The 20,766-nt window shown below is 35.3% G+C and carries 10 protein-coding genes and 2 pseudogenes; all 12 read right to left on the bottom strand.

The window, feature by feature from the left end; translation table 11 throughout:
* Positions 1–9: 9 nt before the first annotated feature.
* Positions 10–795 (bottom strand): abortive infection family protein, encoded by a 786-nt coding sequence (locus A3GM_RS0106775; protein WP_018362634.1) that lies wholly within the window; start codon positions 793–795, stop codon positions 10–12.
* Complete coding sequence (locus A3GM_RS0106770; protein WP_018362633.1) at positions 792–1,949, bottom strand: PDDEXK nuclease domain-containing protein; 1,158 nt, start codon at positions 1,947–1,949, stop codon at positions 792–794. Before A3GM_RS0106770 ends, A3GM_RS0106775 begins: the two co-directional genes overlap by 4 nt.
* A gap of 3 nt (positions 1,950–1,952) precedes the next feature.
* The gene (locus tag A3GM_RS0106765) at positions 1,953–3,602 is read right to left on the bottom strand and encodes an HsdM family class I SAM-dependent methyltransferase (RefSeq protein ID WP_018362632.1); all 1,650 of its coding nucleotides are present in this window, start codon (positions 3,600–3,602) and stop codon (positions 1,953–1,955) included.
* 4 nt (positions 3,603–3,606) lie between these two features.
* On the bottom strand, positions 3,607–6,795 hold the full coding sequence (locus tag A3GM_RS0106760; RefSeq protein ID WP_018362631.1) for a DEAD/DEAH box helicase family protein: 3,189 nt from the start codon (positions 6,793–6,795) through the stop codon (positions 3,607–3,609).
* Between the two features lie 10 nt (positions 6,796–6,805).
* A complete protein-coding gene (locus A3GM_RS0106755) occupies positions 6,806–7,000 on the bottom strand; it encodes a helix-turn-helix transcriptional regulator (RefSeq protein ID WP_018362630.1) in 195 nt (64 codons plus the stop codon).
* Between the two features lie 307 nt (positions 7,001–7,307).
* Positions 7,308–7,565, bottom strand: a pseudogene (locus A3GM_RS11895) (helicase); the annotation flags it as partial.
* A 301-nt stretch (positions 7,566–7,866) separates the two neighbouring features.
* Positions 7,867–8,466 (bottom strand): annotated as a pseudogene (locus A3GM_RS11420) (transposase); the annotation flags it as partial.
* A 538-nt stretch (positions 8,467–9,004) separates the two neighbouring features.
* Positions 9,005–9,298 carry a helix-turn-helix domain-containing protein gene (locus A3GM_RS0106740; RefSeq protein ID WP_018362627.1) on the bottom strand — a complete coding sequence of 98 codons (294 nt, stop codon included), beginning with the start codon at positions 9,296–9,298 and terminating at the stop codon, positions 9,005–9,007.
* Between the two features lie 24 nt (positions 9,299–9,322).
* Positions 9,323–10,042: a macro domain-containing protein gene (locus tag A3GM_RS11085; RefSeq protein WP_018362626.1), complete on the bottom strand. Its 720-nt coding sequence runs from the start codon at positions 10,040–10,042 to the stop codon at positions 9,323–9,325.
* A 56-nt stretch (positions 10,043–10,098) separates the two neighbouring features.
* The gene (locus tag A3GM_RS0106730; protein WP_018362625.1) at positions 10,099–15,615 is read right to left on the bottom strand and encodes an HD domain-containing protein; all 5,517 of its coding nucleotides are present in this window, start codon (positions 15,613–15,615) and stop codon (positions 10,099–10,101) included.
* The gene (locus tag A3GM_RS11080; RefSeq protein ID WP_018362624.1) at positions 15,596–19,240 is read right to left on the bottom strand and encodes a DEAD/DEAH box helicase; all 3,645 of its coding nucleotides are present in this window, start codon (positions 19,238–19,240) and stop codon (positions 15,596–15,598) included. Before A3GM_RS11080 ends, A3GM_RS0106730 begins: the two co-directional genes overlap by 20 nt.
* A gap of 1 nt (position 19,241) precedes the next feature.
* Positions 19,242–20,765, bottom strand: coding sequence for a S1 RNA-binding domain-containing protein (locus tag A3GM_RS11075; RefSeq protein ID WP_018362623.1), 1,524 nt, complete (start codon positions 20,763–20,765; stop codon positions 19,242–19,244).
* Position 20,766: the final 1 nt, after the last annotated feature.

Genomic DNA, 20,766 nt, shown 5'->3' with positions numbered 1-20,766 from the left:
TAGTTTTGCTTAAAAGGGTATCTCGTCATCTAAAGTTACCTCAGACTTAACAATAGGTGGATAATTAGATTTGTAGAAATTTAAGAGAAATAGGCCAACAGTTGTTGTTGCATTGACAACAAAGTAAGCATATACCGCATCTGTAATCATTAAATCTCCATCTGTTTTCCCATGAAATTCAGTTTTATCACTACGCAAATTTTCTATAGCTTGCCCCGCACTTATTAGAGAACTGGCTAAAGTTTTTATCTCTGTCGGGAATTTGCCATTACTCTGAAAGCCAAAAACTTTGCATATATTTCCAACGAGTTTTGTCAGAGTATCTTTTTCACTCCATGTTACATTTATTCTTGAATCCTTCAGAATCTCCTTAATAATGCTTTCAAGGGCTGAATTTGCTAATCCGATAGCAAGGCTTGGATCTGTCTCTACATTTCTAAATGCCTTTTCAAAGGTCAGGCTTGCTATTTCATAACTGGACTTTAATTCATTTTTGAAAGTTGGTATGCTTGGGATATAATCAGGAGTTTCTATCCCCAAATCAATAGCAATCTTCAGTAATGTTTCGCCATCAACATTATGGAGAGTTTTAGCTGCATCTATTTTCTTTTTTGCCTCATCCCTGTAATAAAACTGGAAGTTCTCCCAGAAATAATTAAAATCATCATGTTCCACTTGATGCCATTTATTCAGATATGCTTCCACATTCTCATAACTTGTGAATTGCTCAAATAGGCTATCAGTTATCTTTTGAACAATGCTCATTTGATATTTTGGAGAGATACTTTGATTCATAACAATTTCTTTAATTCATCAATACTTGGCAAAGCCTTCCGCAACTTTTCAGGCATTTCTGCCGATGTCTTATAGGTTGCCACTCCCATAGGCTTGTCGTACTGGCGCACCATGTACTCGGCATAGTTCTTATTTGCGCTTCTGCAAAGCACAATGCCAATAGTGGGGTTTTCGTGTGGTTTGCGTATCTTATCATCAGCAATGGCAAGATAGGCATTGAGTTGTCCAAGATAGGACGTTTTGAACTCGCCTGTTTTCAGTTCAATAACAACCAAAGCATTGAGTTCTCGGTTGAAGAATACAAGGTCGGGGAAATGCTCCACGCCATATATCTCCATACGATATTGATTACCTACAAATGCAAAGTCGTGCCCGAAAGTCATAATAAACTTCTTGATATTGTGGATGATTTGCTGTTCCACCACACGCTCGTCTATATCCGCGGCATCACGTTCTCCTATTTCTTCAACATTGATAAAGTTTAATAAGTACTCATCTTTGAAAGCCATAACCGCCTTACGTGCCAAATCTTCTTTATTGATAGTGGCTATAAAGTTGTTCGGGAGGTCGGACTGATGATGAAAGTCATCATTAGCCATTGCCTTTTTTAGAGTTTCCACCGACATGTGTTCTTCGGCACAACGATGGATATAGTAAAGACGTTCATCGAGCGACTTTACTTTGGCAATAATACGGGAATGATGGGTAAAAGGAACTTTGAAGAAATCATCGATGGGGAAGTCTGCTGAATTTGTGAATTGCAATTCACGAATTGATAACTGTTGCCCTTCAGAATTATTTAATTCGTGAATTGTGATTAACGGTTTATCCTTTCCGCCTTCAGGCTCTAAGGACTTTGCATCTAATTCTTTCCATTCTTCATAGAAAATACGCATCAATTTAAGGCTATCGGCAGAATATCCTCTCAAGCCTGGCAATAGTTGGCGTAAGCGGGAACTGATAGTTTCCAAAGCCCCTGTACCCCAAACTCCATGCCGAGTATTAGCCGAAACATATTTACCTACACTGAAATAAGTCGCCAACTGAATGCGATTAACACCTTTAGCAGCTTCGTACTGCCCTTGTAAAATTGCGTTTTTTATGGTTTCAGCCGCAATTTCGTATGCTTGTGATATACTATGTTGTTGCTCCATAACCTAAACTTGCTTATTAAATTTCAAGTTGTCAAGCTGACGCATGATTTCCTTCTCAAGTCTATGACTTTCAGCAAACTGTTCGGTAAGCGTCTGACGGAAAGAAGCCATACGAGCGTTGAACTCCTCTCCTGTAATATCCACATATTCTATCTTGATGTCGAAATACTGACCAGCGGAGAAACTATAGCTTTTTTCTTTTATCTCATCAAACGAGGGTGTAACAGAAAAATCATCAACAACTTCCTTGTTGCGGAAGGTTTCTACAATTTGCTCTATCTCCTCAGTACGCAACTTTGTTTTCTGTATGCCATTGTCCTTGATGGTTTCTCCAAGTTTGCTTGCATCTATCAATACTGGTTTATCCACTCCTGACTTGTCAATGAAAACAACACTGACATTTGTTCCAGTATTAGCAAAGATATTGCTTGGCATACTAACAACGCCACGTAGAATGGACTTTTCTCCATCTACTAAATGCTTGCGTATTTTATGAGCAATACCGCTCTTGGCTGTAATGAAACCCGTAGGGACCACGATAGCTGCCTTGCCATCATCTTTCAGACTGTAAAGCAGATGTTGGAAGAAGCAAAGATAAATCTCCATCCCTGCTTTGTTCTTGTTGGGTATATTGGGAACACCTGCAAAGAATCGCCCCTTGTAGGTGTCATTCTTCAAATCGCTGTGATAGTCGGAGAAATCCAGTTTGAAAGGTGGATTGCTGACTATATAGTCAAATTTACGCAACGATCCATCATCGTTCTTGTGGAACGGATGTTTCAATGTATTGCCCTGGATAACATGTGTGAGCGAATGGCTCATGCTATTAAGTATCAGGTTAAGCATCATCATAGTGGAAGACTTGTCGCTGATGTCTTGTGTGTAAACCGTACAATTCTGCTCGCCAATGGCATGAGCCAAGGCAATAACTAGCGTACCAGTACCAGCGGAGGGGTCATAACAGGTTACACTCTTTACATCCTCTGATGGAGCGACAAGCAATTTTGCCATAATCGCGGCAATGGAGTGAGGAGTATAGTATTCGGCATAGTTCCCTCCACCATTGGCATTGTAATCTTTGATAAGGTACTCGAATATGGTGGAGAAGAAATCATAGCCCGCTTCAAAAGCATTTTCAAAGGAGAAACTTGCCACATCACCTATTAGCGAGCGGCAAAAAGCATTTTTCTTATTTGTTCCACCTGATACCACATCTGAAATGGGCTTCATGATGGATATTCTCGTCTCGTCCTCATTGAGAATGTAGAATATTTCTTCATTCTCATTAGCGATACTTTCCAAAGTGGAATCAAACAACTCTGCAAACTTATCCTCATTCTGCCTTTTGGCAAGGAACGGTATCAAATGCTCTTTCTTCAGAATAATAGTATCTAACATGCTGTCGCACATCTCTTCGTACTCATCTTCGGTCATTGTATCCAACGTCGCAAAGAAATCATCAGTCGCTGCCAAGTCGGGCTTTTCTTTCTTTGCTTCATAAATAAACTTGTCATTGAGGAACTTATATAGGAAAGTCTCCACAATCACTACGTACTCATTACCGCTTCCTGCCAATCCGTTATTGGTAGTGGTGCTCTTCAATCGGTCAATGAGAGCGTAAGTCTGATGTTTGATTTCTTCTATATTATTCATTTCTTTATCTTGCTATTTGGTATTCTCTGTTGATAACCTCACTTACATATTTCCTAACTTCACGGTCTGTATTGATTTGTTCTTCCTTAAAATGGCGTGTAACGTATGTTAGTATATTTTTCTTGAAGTAAGCGGGTACTTCAAGTATTGCCTGATTATGGAAATACACATCATCTACATCCTCTTTGATGGCAAGGAGAATAACTGTCATTTTTTCTTTTTCTTCTGTCCAAGCATAATTGCGTGGCGTTTTCTTATTCTTTACCTCTTCCTTGTCTTTTTCCTTCAAGCGTTTCTCTATTCGCACGAACTTTGTATCTCCATTGTATTTTATGGCTTCCAAAGCATCACGCTCATTCAATCGCTTAATACGCTTCAAAATATCGTTTACATTTTGAACCTTATCATGCATATTGAACTCTTCCTGCGACTCCATTTCTTTCTTGCGGAAAAGGCGGAGAAATTCTTCCAAGATAGAGCGGTATTCTGGGTCTTCTGTATCTACACATGCTTTCAACTGTTGGCGGGCGTGTTCTACAGACTGCTTGTATTGCTCTTGTATCTCCAACTCTCCCTCTCCCCGTTTATCAAACGAGAACTCTATATTCTCCAAAGCCATGTTAAGAAGTTGGCGTGCATTGGATTTCTCATCGGCATTATCAATAAAGCCCAACAAGTCCAAACGATTTCGAGCAGCTTTTATCAAGTTGTGAATATCACTGATTTCAACGATTGTTTCAGCCTCAGAGCCCTGTGCTGTAAGCATGTTCTGCAAGCTTCGCATATCTTCCAATGAGCGCACAATGCTGCGGACAACTTCTCGATCGTCCTCCATGTTAAGTTGTCGAGAGAATATTTCGGGGTTCCCCAACTCATAGGAGTCAAGCACTTTCTTTGCTTCATCAACTCTTGATTTGGCTTCCTCCATCGTTACAAGAAGACGGTCGGTATGCTTGAGGTTGTCTTTTCCAACCTCATGCTCAAGTTCTTCTTGATATTCTCGATTGGTTTTGCTGTATTCTTCTTCTATATTAGCAAAATCCACCACATAACCATATTTTATTTCCTTGTAAGGGCGATTGACACGAGTCAGTGTCTGGAGCAGATTATGTTCCTTAACCATACGATGCAGGTAAAGTTTCTTTAGACGAGGTGCATCAAAACCTGTTTGGAGCATTTGGAACACGATGAGCAAGTCTATCTTACCATCTTTGAAAAGTTCTATCCACTTCGCCCTTGTTTCTTTGTCAAAGCTGTCATATGTAATCAGCGCCGCACGGTAGCAGCCTTTTTTGCAAGGTTTCTTCTTGACTTCCATTTCTCCTGCACTGATACTGCGATATACCGTTGCTCCATCCTCATCTGTCCCATTGTCAAGTTCGTTTTCATCGGCATACTTTTCAAGGAAGAGCCTATACATCATTTGTGCCTGCTCTTTACTGTTGCATACCACCATACCACCCAAAGTGTTGTCTTCGTTTCTGACACGAAACTGCTGCAAGTCGTTTATCACATAATCAAGAAGTGGCTGAACATACGATCCGTGTGCATATACATCGCTTTCTTTTACACTATGTGCCTTTACACGAATGCTGTTTAAGGCTTCCTGCAACCTGATTTTGTAATTAGAGCCAATATCTTCCCGTATTAGACGGCGCGTATAGCCATCTGCAATGGAAGCATTGTAGAAATAAGTGTGTATGTAATCTCCGAAAATGTCCTTTGTATTGTATTCCTTGCTAATTATAGGGGTACCCGTCAAAGCTATTTTCACTGCTTTGCCATCGCTGGATATAAGATTTTTCAGAAAACAGCCATCAGGACTATAATTACGGTGCGCTTCATCGATAAAGTATATGCGCTGCACAGGTACATTATAGGCATTTTTTGGCAAAGCCTTTGAGTCGTTGGAAAACTTTTGTATGTTCACAACGGTTATCTCTGGCTTACCTTCTCTGTTCTGTGTGGTCAACCCGCTACTGAGAATCTTCGCAAAATCCTCTTTCGTTTGTACAGAATTAACTTTTAACCCTCTATACGAAAACTCTCTTTGGGCTTGTATCATCAAGTCCAAGCGGTCAACAATAAAAAAGAATTGGGGGACAATCCCTTTCGAGGAATAAAAGTCTGTCAGAAATTTCACATTGTAAAACGACAAGGCTGTCTTTCCACTCCCTTGTGTGTGCCAAACAATACCCTTTGTCTTTCCTGCCTCTAAATGTCTCTCAATAGCTTTGGTCGCAAACAGTTGCGGATAGCGCATGATATGCTTCTGAAGTCCATTTGTGTAATCCACATAGGCAATACCGTATTTCAATAGAAAGTGTAACCGATTGAAAGAAAAAAGACTGTCGCACATACGCTTGGTAGGTGTGTTGGCAAGACAATTTGTCTTATACTCACTACTGTTCTTATATGGAGCAACATTGTTATCACGCAACAATATTTCCTCCTCTTGTGAAGTTACTTGACGAATATGCCGTTCGATAGGGAAGCTGTCTTGCCCATCTTCGCGAAAACAATTATATTTGGTGTTTTTCTTTCCGATTGTGGCATAGAAAGCACCGATAGTAGGAGTAACCTCATTGCTGTCGTATTCCATATCGTTACTAAATACCATAATTTGAGTGAGGTTAAGGAAGCGTCTGTATTTGGGATTTATGAAGCGTTGTTTCATACGTTCAGTTTCCGCTTGTATTCCTTTGTGATTGTTTTCTTTCTTTACTTCAATAAAAGCTAAAGGCAACCCATTTACAAATAGGGTGATGTCAGGACGATAGTTATCACTATCCTTGTCGCCACAAGTCATTTCCGTGGCAACTTGGAAGGTGTTGTTCTTATAGAAATTTGCAGGTGAAGACAAGTCTATAATTCTTTCTCCTGTATTGAGCAGAATCTCATTATAGAATTGCCTTCCTAAATCATCATTCATCAGGGAAGACTGTATTTTTGCAAGCATCTTCTCTGCCTCTCCACTTTCTGAATCGGGATTGAGCTTACCGTAGGCTTCAGTAAAATAGCCTGTCAGAATATTCGTGAGAGGATCAAACTCCGTTTTAGGAGTGCTGACATACTTCGTTTTCAAACCTTTAAGGGAAACATAGTTGAACCCCATACCCATAAGATGCATGAGAGTTGGGAACTTTACCCTGCTATCCTCGCAGAAAGCTGACTTTGATATTTTATCTTCCATATCTACTTTCTTATTTATCGACAATTAAGTCCTTGATACTTACGGACAGATATTCCGCAATTTTATTCAGCAAGTCTAAGGAGGGTTGTTTGCGATTGCTGCAATACGCATTGATTGTACTGAAACTCTTGCCAAGTTCCTTTGCCAATTGCGTTTGAGAAATTTCTTTTTCCACAAGCACAAGTTTTATTCTGTTCAGTTTCATCTTCCAAGCCTTTGATTTACAATTATCAAATGCAAAGATAACGATTATATTTCATCAAACCACTTCTTTTACGCTATATTTATAGATTAACTTTATGTATTTAGCCTTTTATCGTTATTTGGATAGCAAAAAAATGGAACAACAAGCACTTTTACCCTAATTCCTATTGCTTTTCATCAAGAAATCATTATCTTTGCAACATAGAATAATGTGTTCTTTGAAGCATTGCAGAATAAAGAAAGGGAAAGAAACTCGCTCGTTTCCAAATCGTAACCCTTTTATCCTTTATTCTTTCTTATTTTACTGATTATCTGAAAGATATAAATTTATAAAATCTTTTGCGGGCGTAGTCGGTTGCAATAAGCATCTTTGCCTTTTCCTCGCTCTCACTCAGAGGTGCTCGTCCCAAAAGCGTGGCATCGCCACTCTTGGCAAACTCCATCAGCTTGCCGATAAAAACTTCCTGCTCGGGTGTAGGCGGTATGTTATGCAGTATCTCGTTCTTCTCTGGACGGTCAATACCGATGTCCTTGGCAGTACGAAAATCGCAAATCTCCGCATAAAATCATCTCACAAATAGTAAAATCCTGATTATTAGAAATCTGAGAAGGATATGTATCAAAAGGTGAACGAATAAGAAACGAGCGAGTTTCTTTCCCTCTCTTTATTCTGCAATGTCTCAAAGAACCTTCTGTTAATGTTGCAAAGATAGCAATTTTCTCGTAGAAAACGAAGTGGACGGGAAAAAATTGGACTATAAACTTTGAATTTCTTATCATCTTCGATTTCAATTGGTACTTTTACATTCTTTTTACCACTTTGGTATATTCTATTAACCACACTATACATATATTCAGGTTCTTCCGTTAAATGCGTAGACGCCTATCAAGCAGTGCATATAGTCTTAATTTGAAGTATTCTTCATTTCTGAACCCATATATCTGTCTTTTCAAAACCTTTATTTTGTTGTTAATTCCTTCTATTGTTCCGTTTGTTATATAATGGTCATACCATGCTAATATGTATGTCTTGTATGCTCTAATAGTTGACGCCATTTTCATTAATGGCTGTATTTTGGATTCTATAGCTTGCTTTATCCATTCATTCAACACAGCTTTAGCCTTTTGCTTACTACACTGATTCCATATTTCCTTAAGATCTTCTTTGAGGTAATAGGCAATCATCAGCGGACGGTTTAGGCTCAAGGCATTCTCCAGTCTATTTTTGTGTGCATAATCAAAAATATCATTTCCATTTCTGAGTAACAACCAACGTGTTCCTTTGATTACTTTACGCTTGTTGACGTCCTTTTCCACATGCCATAACTGTCTCCTTAACAAGTCCTGTTTTTCGTTCATCAGCTTGGTTACATGAAAGTGGTCTACTACAAGTGCTGCATTGGAAAGGTGTTCACTTACTGCTCTTGTATATGCTGCAGAAAGCTCTGTACATACGGCTGAGACTTTTGCAAAACCTACTATCTTCTCAGTCTTCATCTCTACAGCTTCGAATGAGTGAACATTTATAAGAAAATAATGTCGTAGGAGGTCATTTCGGTCGAGAAAGTGCTCTTTTTTAGGTGTATTTCCCCCTTATTTAATACAATTGGACACAATAATTCGCTATAAACATAAATGCAGTTTAATCCATAATATGTGCTAATATCTTGTAAAAAAATAAATATATTCATGAAAGAATATTGTTGCGTCAGTAGGACTTAACTTATTAAATGTTAACTCATCAGAATCTATTTTTACGTGCATTTCGAAAAATGCTGGCACATAGTATCCCAAAACCTTGTGTAATTGTCTAATATTTGCCATATATATTTATAAGACGGTTTGTATTTTGAAAATATAAATGATTTTCAATGCATTTACTAAATGCAGTTGATGGCTTATTTCACAGCTTAAATGTATATTGAATACATATAACAAACATAGCCGATTATTACTCTCCATTAGAGCTAAACAAAGTGTCGTTTATGTTGTTCTTGAAACATCGTCAACCTACATTCTTTTTTATTTCATTTTGAACATATTTGATAACTTCGTTCTTGATTTCTTTTTCATTGTTGACGATGTCAAGTACTTTATCTGCAAGCCAGATAGTAAGTAATTCTTTTTCGTTTACATTGAGTTTTTTGGCAATCAGCTTGACATGTTCTCGCTTTGCTTTTCTTTTGCCACGCTCTATTTTACTATACATAGGCGTATCAACTTCAATGACAGTAGCCAATTGACGTTGAACAAATCCTTTTTCCTCTCTCAGTTCTTTTATTTTTTGACCAAATATCATATGCAGAATCAATTATTGATAGTTTTAAAACAAATTGTTCACCTGAGGAAATAATCCTTTATCGTATTTTGCTAAAAAGATAAAGAGTCGTTCTATATTGGTTTTGCCAATAATCCTCTTTCCATTAACTATATAGTGACAAAGATTATTCATACTTTTAGTATTTTTATCTTTGACGGCATCTATTATCTTTTCCCAATATCTAGATTTAATCAATGAATACTCTTCTAATTCAATTAGAGTTAATGCATTGGTGTCAACGATATATTTAAGTGTATTGAATAAATGACAAGGGACGTCCGGATCAAAATCATATACCTCAACATCAATATCTTCAAGGGAAGATAAATATTTCCGTGTAAGATATTTAATTGTCTCAAGTGGAATTCCTCCATTCATCGCACCCATCCATGGGAATGCAATTGATGTAATCCCAAGTTTTTTATAGTTATTAACGAATTTCTGCAGTGTTTCTTCTACCCATTCAACTTTTGATGGATCTTTCCAATCCTCTTTTATTGCAAAATTCAATATAATAGGAGTCGATTTCTTGTAAGGAAGAATCTGACCAGGTTTAAGAAGGTGTTGAAAACAAATTCTCTGATACTCTTTAAACATTTCAGGAAATCTTAGCTTGAAGTCAAGTGCGATTCCTTTACCCATAGCACCTACACAGTTGACAGTATTAACAATTGCCATTACTTTTGAGTTGAATATATTTCCTTTTTTTTCTATGTATGACATATTCTTTATCTATTTGTTGTTTGTTACGACTTCTCTAAAATAACTATTAATCAGAATCAATTGATATTATCTGACTGTATTATCAACGATTCAAGAACGCTGCATAATTCATCTAGAGGAGTATTCCATAAACATCCTTCAGTTAATGATGGTAGCAGTGATGCAAGAGATAACAACTCCTTCCCTTTCTCTGATGTGAAAATTTGATTTCTTAAGAAGGAAGGATTACATCCTTTTCCAGGTAATCTGCTACGATCTAAAGCATCTGCATCTTTAAGAATTTCCCATATTTTATTTGAATGAACATGAGTAGGACATTTAGAGTCATCAATTGAATGAAATTTTACAGCTTCTAGTACATTTGAGGCATTTCGATTATCTAACAACTTATTGATTTTTTCCTGATACAGTATTGCAGAGTTTTCACCGTGAATTTCACCTTCTGTATCACTTTTCTTTCCTAAATCATGTATAAGTGCTGCATACAAAATATTAGAAACCATTGTTTCGTTAACAGAATTATCAATATTGGCAATTAAAAATGCATTTAGCATTACTCTTATTGTATGTGCTATGCCATGATATGAATATAACATGTAGTCCTTAAACAATGATTTCGAGATTGAAATGTTTAGCTTTGACACCTCAAGTCTAAAATTGTTGATTAAAGATGACGTTATGATAGAGTAGCCAGTATTACTTGATCTTATCTCCTTGCTATTTGAATATATTACCCATGAATTGCAGTCGTATTTCTGAAGATCCATAAAGCGCACAGTAATAGGAATCGAAGGCTTTATAAGGCTTATTGAAGGATAAGCTTGAATTTTGCCTGTTGATATATTCGTGATGTTCGACTTGTCTGTAATTTCAAGTTTGTCAATATCTTCGCATTCAATGATAATTGAACTAGGATCTCTATAATTTGTTGAGAAACAAATAGTCTCTTCCGTTTCTTTTACCGAAACAGTTCTGTTTTCACGATGGAATACATCAATTCCAGAGTCTGTATCCGAATCTGTTGTAATGTGATTACAAATTGGATCATCACCCAGCTGCATCTTTAATAGTTCAGCCTGTTCCTTGTTATAACAGATAATTCTGTAGTTTTCAAGTTGTGAAAAATCCAATTCATTCCATACAAGAAACTCTTGCTGAGAATATGCTTTATATGTATCAAATCCGTCTTCAATCGTTGCATATAAATTTTCAATATTGAGCTTGTTCGGATTATCTGCAACTGAGATTACCAGACTATTGTTTTTTTGCATGTTTCCAGTACTATAATAGCATTTATCTAAGCATTTGTTTAAAACTTCTCTAAGATCAAATTCGAAAAAGACTGGCATTGGACATTTTGGCGAGCCCAATCTTTGAGCACCCCAATATTTTTTAGTTGGACATTTAAAATCTGAACTCCAAATCTTCTTTCCTCTGCTATCATATCCTCCAAATACCCATATCTCTTTTGATGAATGGGAATCTTCTCCTAAAGATTCGTTATAATATTGTGTTGGAGTCTGTGGACGATAGTAAAATCTAGCGTAATAATGTGCAGTATCCCTTCTATGTACATTACTTCCTGCTGAGTTTTCAAATAATCCTTTACCGCCAATTCTGCTTAGTATTTTTCTTGTTTTAATAATACTTAATGCATTGAATAAATGAGCAAAGTGATATATCTTAGGATTACTATCAGAAAAACGCTCAATAAATTTTTTACCATTGAGTTTATCTTTAAATGTAGATTCGTATATTTCAGCTTTCTCTTTAATTAAAGGATTATTAAACAGAAGAGTCCAATCCCATCTATCAATATACTTTCTAACAAATTCTACAGAGAAATCAATAGTATTTGTTTTTGATGCTTCTGTCCAATTAATATAATCAGAGAATTCATTAAGAAGCAAGTTGGTGTATTTTAAATCTTTTCTTTCATTGATGACACTCCAATCAAGACAGTCTTTGAATTCTTTCAAATTATCTATTGATGGCGTAAAGGCTTTTGATGCAGATATGATAGTCCAATCTAAGAATGATTTATATTTTACAAAGAAATCCAAACCTAGATTCTGGAAAGTTTCATTCTGACTAATATATTGCCAATTAAGCTTTTCTCTATATGGCCATAAGACATCTTTTGACAAGGAATGGTTCTGCGAAATTGCATCCCAATCCAAGTCAAAAGATGATAATTTTGATAATACATTAATTGTTGGGCAGAAGCTATTCATTCTTGATACAGCATGCCAATCTAATGACTTGTTATAAATTTTCAGGACAAAGTCTTCTGTATACTGCAGATCAGATCTTGATGATAATAAGTTCCAATCCCATGAAATATATGATTTGTCAACTGTTGATAGAATGCTATCATTGTCAAATGGAATGTCCATTCGACCTGATAAAGTTTCCCAGTCCCATCCTGATATTCCTAGGGATAACAGCTCTGCAATTGTCATTCTTAGTGAATTATTAGAGGACAAAAGTGTCCAATTCCAAGGCCTATTCTTTGTATGTTCTAATAATTCTTTATCAATAGCAATGATACCTCCTTGAGAAAGTATATCCCAATCCCAGTCTTTATCTTGATTATCTATAAGGAAACTATTTGATATGTTTAACTTCTTGGATGCCGATATTGACTTCCAATTCCAGTCTTCTTCAAGAAAAGTATTTAGCAGTAAGTCGGAAAACTTAACGTCTTCTCTTTTGGACAATAAGTTGAAATCAATATTATCCTTAAACTGCTGGATATTTTTTATTATGTTGTTTTCGTCTTTAGGATGACTTGCAAAGCACCGACTAAACTGAGACAGGTATTGCCAATCCCATTGGCTTCGACGTATTTTTAATATTGCAGGATGCCAATTTATAGACTCATTTTGAGACAGGGTAATGAAATCCCAACAATAATCATCATTGTAAAGGAGAGATTTCACCATCTCAAGCCATAGCTTAAAGCTTAATATGACTTTGTCATAATAGAAGAGTCTCTCTGCTGATTTTGACTTAGATAATAACTCCCAATCAATATCATCACTATACTGTTCAACGTATGCATCGAGGTTAAATTCTTCATGGTCATAAACATACAATAAGTCCCACTGGAATAGACTTGAATAGTCCTCCAATGTGTTTGATTTGTTAATTTGATCATAAAGCTCTTCAAGTGTAAAGCGTCTTGTGATTTTACCCCATAACATGGGTTGAATATCTTCATCTTTTTGATTGATGATTGTGGCTATTGTTGGAAGATATCCTTCGATGCACAAGTCTTCTTTATCAAAGATTTCATCAATTAATATATTCCATTCCCATTTGTCGACAAAGTTCGTAAGATGTTCGAGGATAGTTGATTTAGACAGTCTTCTGGACAAGATAGTCCAATCCCAATAGTTTTGATATTGTGCTATGTAATCGGATACTTTATCGACTGGAAGTTTTGAGGATAATATTTGCCAATTCCATTTTTCTGCCCAGCGAGTGTCGCCTAATTTGTCAATTTTTAGAGAATCAACTATTTTAGATGTAAGTAGGTTCCAATCCCAATCAAAACTAAAATTCTCTCTCACAAGTTGGATTGTAGCCAGTTCTGTAGCCCTTGCCTTTGTCTCTGGATGTGACAAGAGGAAATTTAGAATATCTTCATTATCAAACAAGGCACAGAAAGTCTCGCTTGAGAATAGATCGAAAGACTTTACTAAATTGAGTTTTTTAATATGTCTCTTTACAAAAAGAGTATCAGCAATCCATTCTTCTTTTGATGAAATTATATCCCAATTCCAATGAAAATTTGGATACTCGTCAACTATTGTAAAATCGCTAACTCGCGATGTTACAGCAGTGTAAGCCAATGATGTCTTTATTCTATTTGAGTAAAGATTAAAGAAAGATTTATCCCATAGAATAAATTGATTACATTCAAAGCCGCCAACAATAGGAACACACCAGGTTAGTGCTCCTGCTGCTTCCAGAAAGTTAATACATTCATTATTCCATATAAGGTTAGAGGTATTAACATTGAATGGTGTATTTGAAGATTCTATAGAATTTTTCAGTTCATTTTTGAAAATGTCTGATCTACAAAATGCTTTTGAAAATTCAGTTGTACTAAGAGCTCGTGTTGTTACAACTTTTAAATCTAGTCGTTTTGCAAGGAGCTCAATATTATCTAATATATAGTTTAGATCATATGCTTTTGATATATAGGTCCAATCCCAACTTTTGTCAGGATAGTCTAATATCAACCTCTTAACAATAGCTTGATTTTTCTCTGTAATTATTGATAAGTCGAAATCAACATCGTCGATATGTTGGATTACGAATTCGTCGGAAAGAGATGGCATAATCTCCTTCCAAAGCCACTGCACTGATGTAAGATGAGGATTTGTTAATAGCTGTTGTAGGTTCTCTTTGCTTACATTGTCATTATGGATAATGATGTCAAAATTCCATGGATATTGATGTGCATATTCAGTTATAAAATCTCCATCGATACGTGCTGATAATATACTCCAATCCCAGTTCTCAGAATCGATTTTTAAATATCTCTTTACATCATCAATTGGGCATAAAGAAGAGACATAGTGCCAGATATTTGCATCAATATTGTTGGCTATCATTCTGAAAAGAGCAGAATCGTCCCAACAAAATCTATTATCCTTTACGACGACTTCCCATTCAATGATATCTTCAAATGGTTTAAGTGCTTCCGAGTCTAATTTTGCATTAGGGTCGTTAAGTAATCGTAAATAATACCCCCATTCAACTTTTATTGATTTGACATTCGAATTAACTTCTGCATTAATTAGTTCTGACGCATTTTCACTTATTGAACCATCGTTAGAATATATAATGACAAAGTCTTCTCTTTGGTCATTGTAAACAGCAATGCCTATCTTTTCGCTTTCAATTACAAAGTCATTGGACAATAGATTAGCCGAAAAAAGATTTGTATTGCTAGGCACTTGTTGTAGAAGCGCTTCTACCAAGATTCTTTCATCGTCCTTTACTTCAGGAATAATATCGTACGAAGATAACTGCTTGTAAAATGAAATGCGCTGTTTCTTTTCTACTTGTGTTGTTAGTGCAAGCGCATCTCTAAAAGGAAACAGCTCTTCTTTTATCTGTTTTAAACTGAAATTCTCGTAATATTTGCATTCTGCAGAATAGAACAATCGCTTTTTTGTATTTCTTACAGCAAATTCTCCTAATGTGGTTAATTGAATATTATCCGCATCTACGTTAATAAGTTCATCAGACTTTAATGAATTTAGCAAATTGTTAAAGATAGCGACTTCTGCTTCATCCTTGTATCTTATAGGATTGGAGCTAAAATCATCTTTTACATTAAAACCAAGAATCGTAGCTAAATCATCAACTGATAAAACTCCTTCATGTAGATATAAAGTAGAGCATATAATAGTATCAATGTCAGAACATGACACATCTTCGTACAAATAGATTCTGCACTTTGTTTTTTTTAAGGGCCAAGTATTGAACGTTGAATCTGATGCTTGCGACTTATAGATTTTTTGTGACTCAGATATTTTATTTGCAAATGTCTTCATATGGATTACATTTTATTATTTTACCATTAGGATTTGCTTTAATAATGTTGTAAACATTGTCATAAATACTCTTTTGCCTGAACAATTCGCTGTTACCAATTATAATCAATAGCCTTTTTGATCTTGATAACGCAACGTTCAATCTATTTGGTGATTGCGCAAATCCCAGATCATGTTGTTCTGGGAATCCTAATTCATATTCAGAATAATCAGGTTGTTGTTGAGAATCCGAAATAATGGTGTTACTTCTGACCATAGAAACAATAATTATATTTCTTTCCATGCCTTGGAATCTATCCACAACATCGATTTTCAACGGCAAGTCGTTAAACGATTTACACATTCGTCTGATTTTATTTCTCTGTTTACTGTAAAAGCTGATGATACCAATTTCTTTATCATCTTCATCAGCCCATTTGTCACAATATTGTTTAAATGAGTCTGATTCTGAGAATTTTTTCAAAATATGTGATATGACATTAACCTCTCCTTCGTTGACTCTTGATGTTCCTTCAATCATTTCAGGAGAGTTTACATCAATCCAAATTACATGGTTATTTGTAGATAAGGCTTCTCCACAAATAAAATCATCTATTTGAATGCCATGATACCTTGAAAATGGATTTGACATATCTGGATTATTTACTCCTAAATCAATTGGATCTATGAGTCCACATATTAGTCCGTTAGCAGAATCATTACCATCTTTCTCTTCATAGAATTGCTTAATGACTTCATTAATATCAGGATGCATTCTATATTGTCTCGTGAATTTTCCTTTCAAACTAGGATCAATACTTTCATAAATTCTTTGGAAATGTGATATTTCCATTTCATCAAAGTTTTTTATGACATATGTTTTTAATTTTCTCAGTTGCTTCATCTCTGACTCGCCAGTTGCGTTGTCAACAAGGAAGTCAAGAGTATTTATGAACTCTTCTTTGTCGAGCATTGGAGGCAACTGACGATGGTCACCAATCACGATATTTTTTTTACCGTAGACAAGGGGTAATGCCAATTCTGCAGGAGTGGCTTTGCTAGATTCATCCTGAATGACGGTTGAGAATTTAATTCCATCTTTACAATTATAGGTGGTTATTTCAAGTTCATTATCGTCTTCATTGAAATCCATTCCTTTTTTATAAATTGTCTTTTTGCCAACTTCACCAAATATAGTACAATAATTCATGTAAAATTTTGTTGGCCTATTTTTGGTGTTTTTTTCTCCAATAGAACTACATGTGGCACCAACCACATTACAATGTGATCTGTATTGGTCAAATATTAGCTGCCTAAGAGATTTACTAGGATTATCAAGCATATTTTCCCATAATAATACAGATCGCGAATCCATATTACTATAGTCAATACGTTTTTTGATATTTTCTAGCCAATTAACTAATATCATCTTTCCAGTCTTGGTTATCGCTTCATCATCCTCAGCAGATTCTTCAAGATCTTCAATGAATTCATATTTGCCAGTTTCTACCCATTCTTCCATAGCTGCTAGAGAAAATTGTCGACCTTCTACTGCAAGCCTATCATCCGAACCAAAGCGTATTGGCTTGACAAGATTATGCCTGCCATTAACAATTCTGTCAATGGCATTATCAACAGCGAGGTTAGTTTCTGATGTTAGAAGAATACGTTCCTTCGGATTTAATCTTATATGCTGCCAAATAAGTTCCGCAATAGCTGTTGATTTACCTGTACCTGGAGGTCCTTGAATAAGAGATAGATCCTTGGCTTTTAAGCATTTAATAATAGCATTTAACTGCGATGGATTGATGTGCTTATTCAATAAATTATGTTTTATATCCTGATAGTAGTCACTAGATTCATTTGTATAAAAGTCTATATCCTTTGTAGGTGTAGCTTTCTGGGCATCAAAAATAAAACTACTGATGTTCGGATTTCTTACGCCTTTTCCAGAAGTAATATTATCAAAAGCATCTTTTAATCTTTTAATTTTCTCTAAATCGCCTTCAAGATTTGGGGTTATCTGGTTAAAAGACATGGCACCATCTTCTGAAAAGTTATAGTCAGTAGATGAAGTGTCGAATAAAAGTTCAGGGAAAAATATCTTGAATAATTTTCCAATGGAATGACCTCCAACAGAAAACTCTGCACCACGAAGACTATTAACTATACTTTTTTTATTTTCCGCTATTTTATTTTGATCAACACGTAGAAGATATTTCTTCTTACCAATTTCATTTGGATGTATTTCGCACTCACATCCCATTTCTCTCAAATGGTTTAATGATGCAGAAATTGAAAAACGAAATTGTGATGATTGCTCAGGTGTACGATATTCCTGAACAAAGTGCATAGATCCATCATTGGGACTGATATAGGTCTTTAAAGAAGAGTAGTTCTCCTTTAGGAAAGCTTCAATTTTATCCCAATCTGCATTTTTATCACTTATCTCTACATTGCATCTATGATCAGAGAAAATAGAAACTTCCATGTCATCGTACTTATTGCTAAGTTCAATTTTAAGATGATCAGGATCTGTCTCTCTCCAATTAAAGTCTACGCCAATTGATTGTTTTGTTTCACTTACTGATATACTTTCCTCATCTATTATATTTTTGAGATCTTGAAAAAACTCGTAACTATTAATATCTTCAACAAATTCATGAAACAATCTTGAATCATATATATAATTATAATCTATATTGAGTTCAAAATTATTTTCTCCAAACTCTTTTTTGCAAATGTTTTCTAATAGATCCACTTGCCATTTGGCCATAATGATAGAAGGGATACTTTCTTCATTACTATTATTAGCATTAAAATGATAATGAAAGTATCCCTCTTTTAGCTTAGGAAAATCATAAAGTGAGTTATTAAAATTGTAACTATTTGCTGTCTTATCTGACAATTTGATAAGTACATCAAAAGAAAACAATCGGAGTCCCCAAATTGTGTTGAGTTTATGAAGAGCTGCTTCTGAGAAATAATTATTTTTAATGGATAAAAAGCGTCTCAGTCTTCTTTCTTCTTTACCCTCATGTTTAACCGTTTGATATTTAATTTCGTGTTTGCATTTAAGAAATAACCATTTTCTAAGAAAATAGGCTGGGGTAGGAGATACACTGAAAATACCACTTGCTTTTTCTGGCAAAATGTCATGAAGAAAAGAATGCTCTTTATCTAATATGCGAAGAGCATCAACTGAAACTTGCAATCGTCTATTATTATCAACGGAATATTGAATATTAGCTTCCTTTAATGCTTTTACACATAGTAGAAATGACGATTTCTGAGATCGAATGACACCATCTATAACAGGATTGGTTGATAACTGAATATAGTATTTTTGACATTCTGTTGCCAATTGTGTAATTTCCGACGTATGCGCCTCAAAATGACCATCGCAGGTAATTGTATCGTTGTCAGAATCAATTGCGTCATCAGATACACCGAAGAAAGCCTTTACTTTATCTATTTTCGAGTCAAGTTCATCGGTCTGACTAACAATAAGTTTTAGTCTCTGTCCTGAAACGTTGATAGAATCAGGTTCAATTGCTAATGGTGCTGAATTGAGTTGAAGAACACGTTCTTGAACTTCGATATGTTTTAACCATATCTCTTTTAATAAATCTGTATTGAATCCCATATTAAAGAATTGCTAAGATTATTCTTTTTCTGTTCAAATCAATCTCTTTAATCTCACAGATAAGTTTACTGCTTTCCTCTATAGACAAATCGTGAGACGAGAAATTGGATGGTATAAAGGCTGGTAAATTAGTGCCTACAATTTTCACTTGGATACCATTTTTTGCAATGTTATCAACAGTTGCATTTACTTGCTGACCAGTTTGATATATAAGCCAGGGATTTGGACTAACTTGTTTGAAACTTAATTCTATTTTCCTCTTATCCTTATCAATTGATAAAATAACAGCCTTCAATCTATCATCAATGTTATAAATATCCTTTGGCTTTTTAATTTTTTCTATCCAAGACAATTCGGACACATGAATTAAGCCTTCTATTCCGTCAACTATCTTGACGAATACTCCAAAGTTAGTAAAACTTTTAATAGTTACATCAACAATATTACCAACTGCAATTTTTTCATCAATACTACTCCAGGGATCACTTGTCATCTGTTTTAAACTGAGAAGTAGTTTTTCTTGTTCCCAATCTATTTTGATGATTTTTGCAGTAAGTGGTTGCCCTATAGAGAAATCTTTAGAAGAAATGTGTGTATCCCAAGCAAGTTCTGACTTGTGGATAAAGCCTTGAATCCCACAAGAAAGTTTTAAAAAAATACCAAAATCCATTATATTGCAGACAGGACCTGTAACAATATCTCCCTCCTTAATGTTTCTATCAAAGCGTTCCCAAGGTTTTTTAGTTAATTGTTTCAAACCTAAACTAATATTGGTTTTTCCTTTATTCTGCTTTATATCAAGTATTTTAACAGTAATACTTTGACCTACAGAAACAATTTCAGTAGGATTAGAAATTCTCTCCCAAGATAGATCAGTAATATGTATTAGTCCATCAATGGAAGGGAGCAAAGTAACGAAAACACCGTAATTTTCTATATTCTTTACTATTCCATTTACAATACTACCGATGCTTAGTGTATTTATCTTTTCAAGATTCCGCTCTTCTGTCAATATCTTATGTGATACAATTGGAAGAAAACGGTTTCCTGCCTTTTCTTTAAGTTTAATACTTATCAGTTTCACTTCTATCGTTTGACTCACAAAGCTCCTAAGATCAGTATGATTTTCTACACCAATTTGACCCTCTGGCAAAAAACATTGTAGTCCTTCGACAGACACAAGAAGCCCTTGCTTTGTAATATCAGTTACTATGGCGTTGAAAACGTGACCATTTGAAGCTTTTGATAATATATTTTTGTAAACTTCATATTTACCATTGTCTTTATATGAATTTCCTTCTGCATCATAATAAATGTCAATTACATCATTAGGTGACATATTTATAATTTCTTCAGACTTTGCTCCTTGTAAAAGACTTGTGTCATCATCAGGAAGAGAGACAATAAGTCCATTGTTTGATCTAAACACAACTTTAGTCCTGAGTGCTACAATATCAGAAATGGTATTTGTAACATGTTCAATATCCACAAATGGATTTGATGATTCTATGCTTTTTTTATTCATA

Source organism: Hoylesella nanceiensis DSM 19126 = JCM 15639, assembly GCF_000379965.1.
Lineage (GTDB): Bacteria > Bacteroidota > Bacteroidia > Bacteroidales > Bacteroidaceae > Prevotella > Prevotella nanceiensis.
The sequence above is the reverse complement of the archived record's forward strand: the minus strand, read 5'-3'. Positions and strand labels throughout refer to the sequence as shown.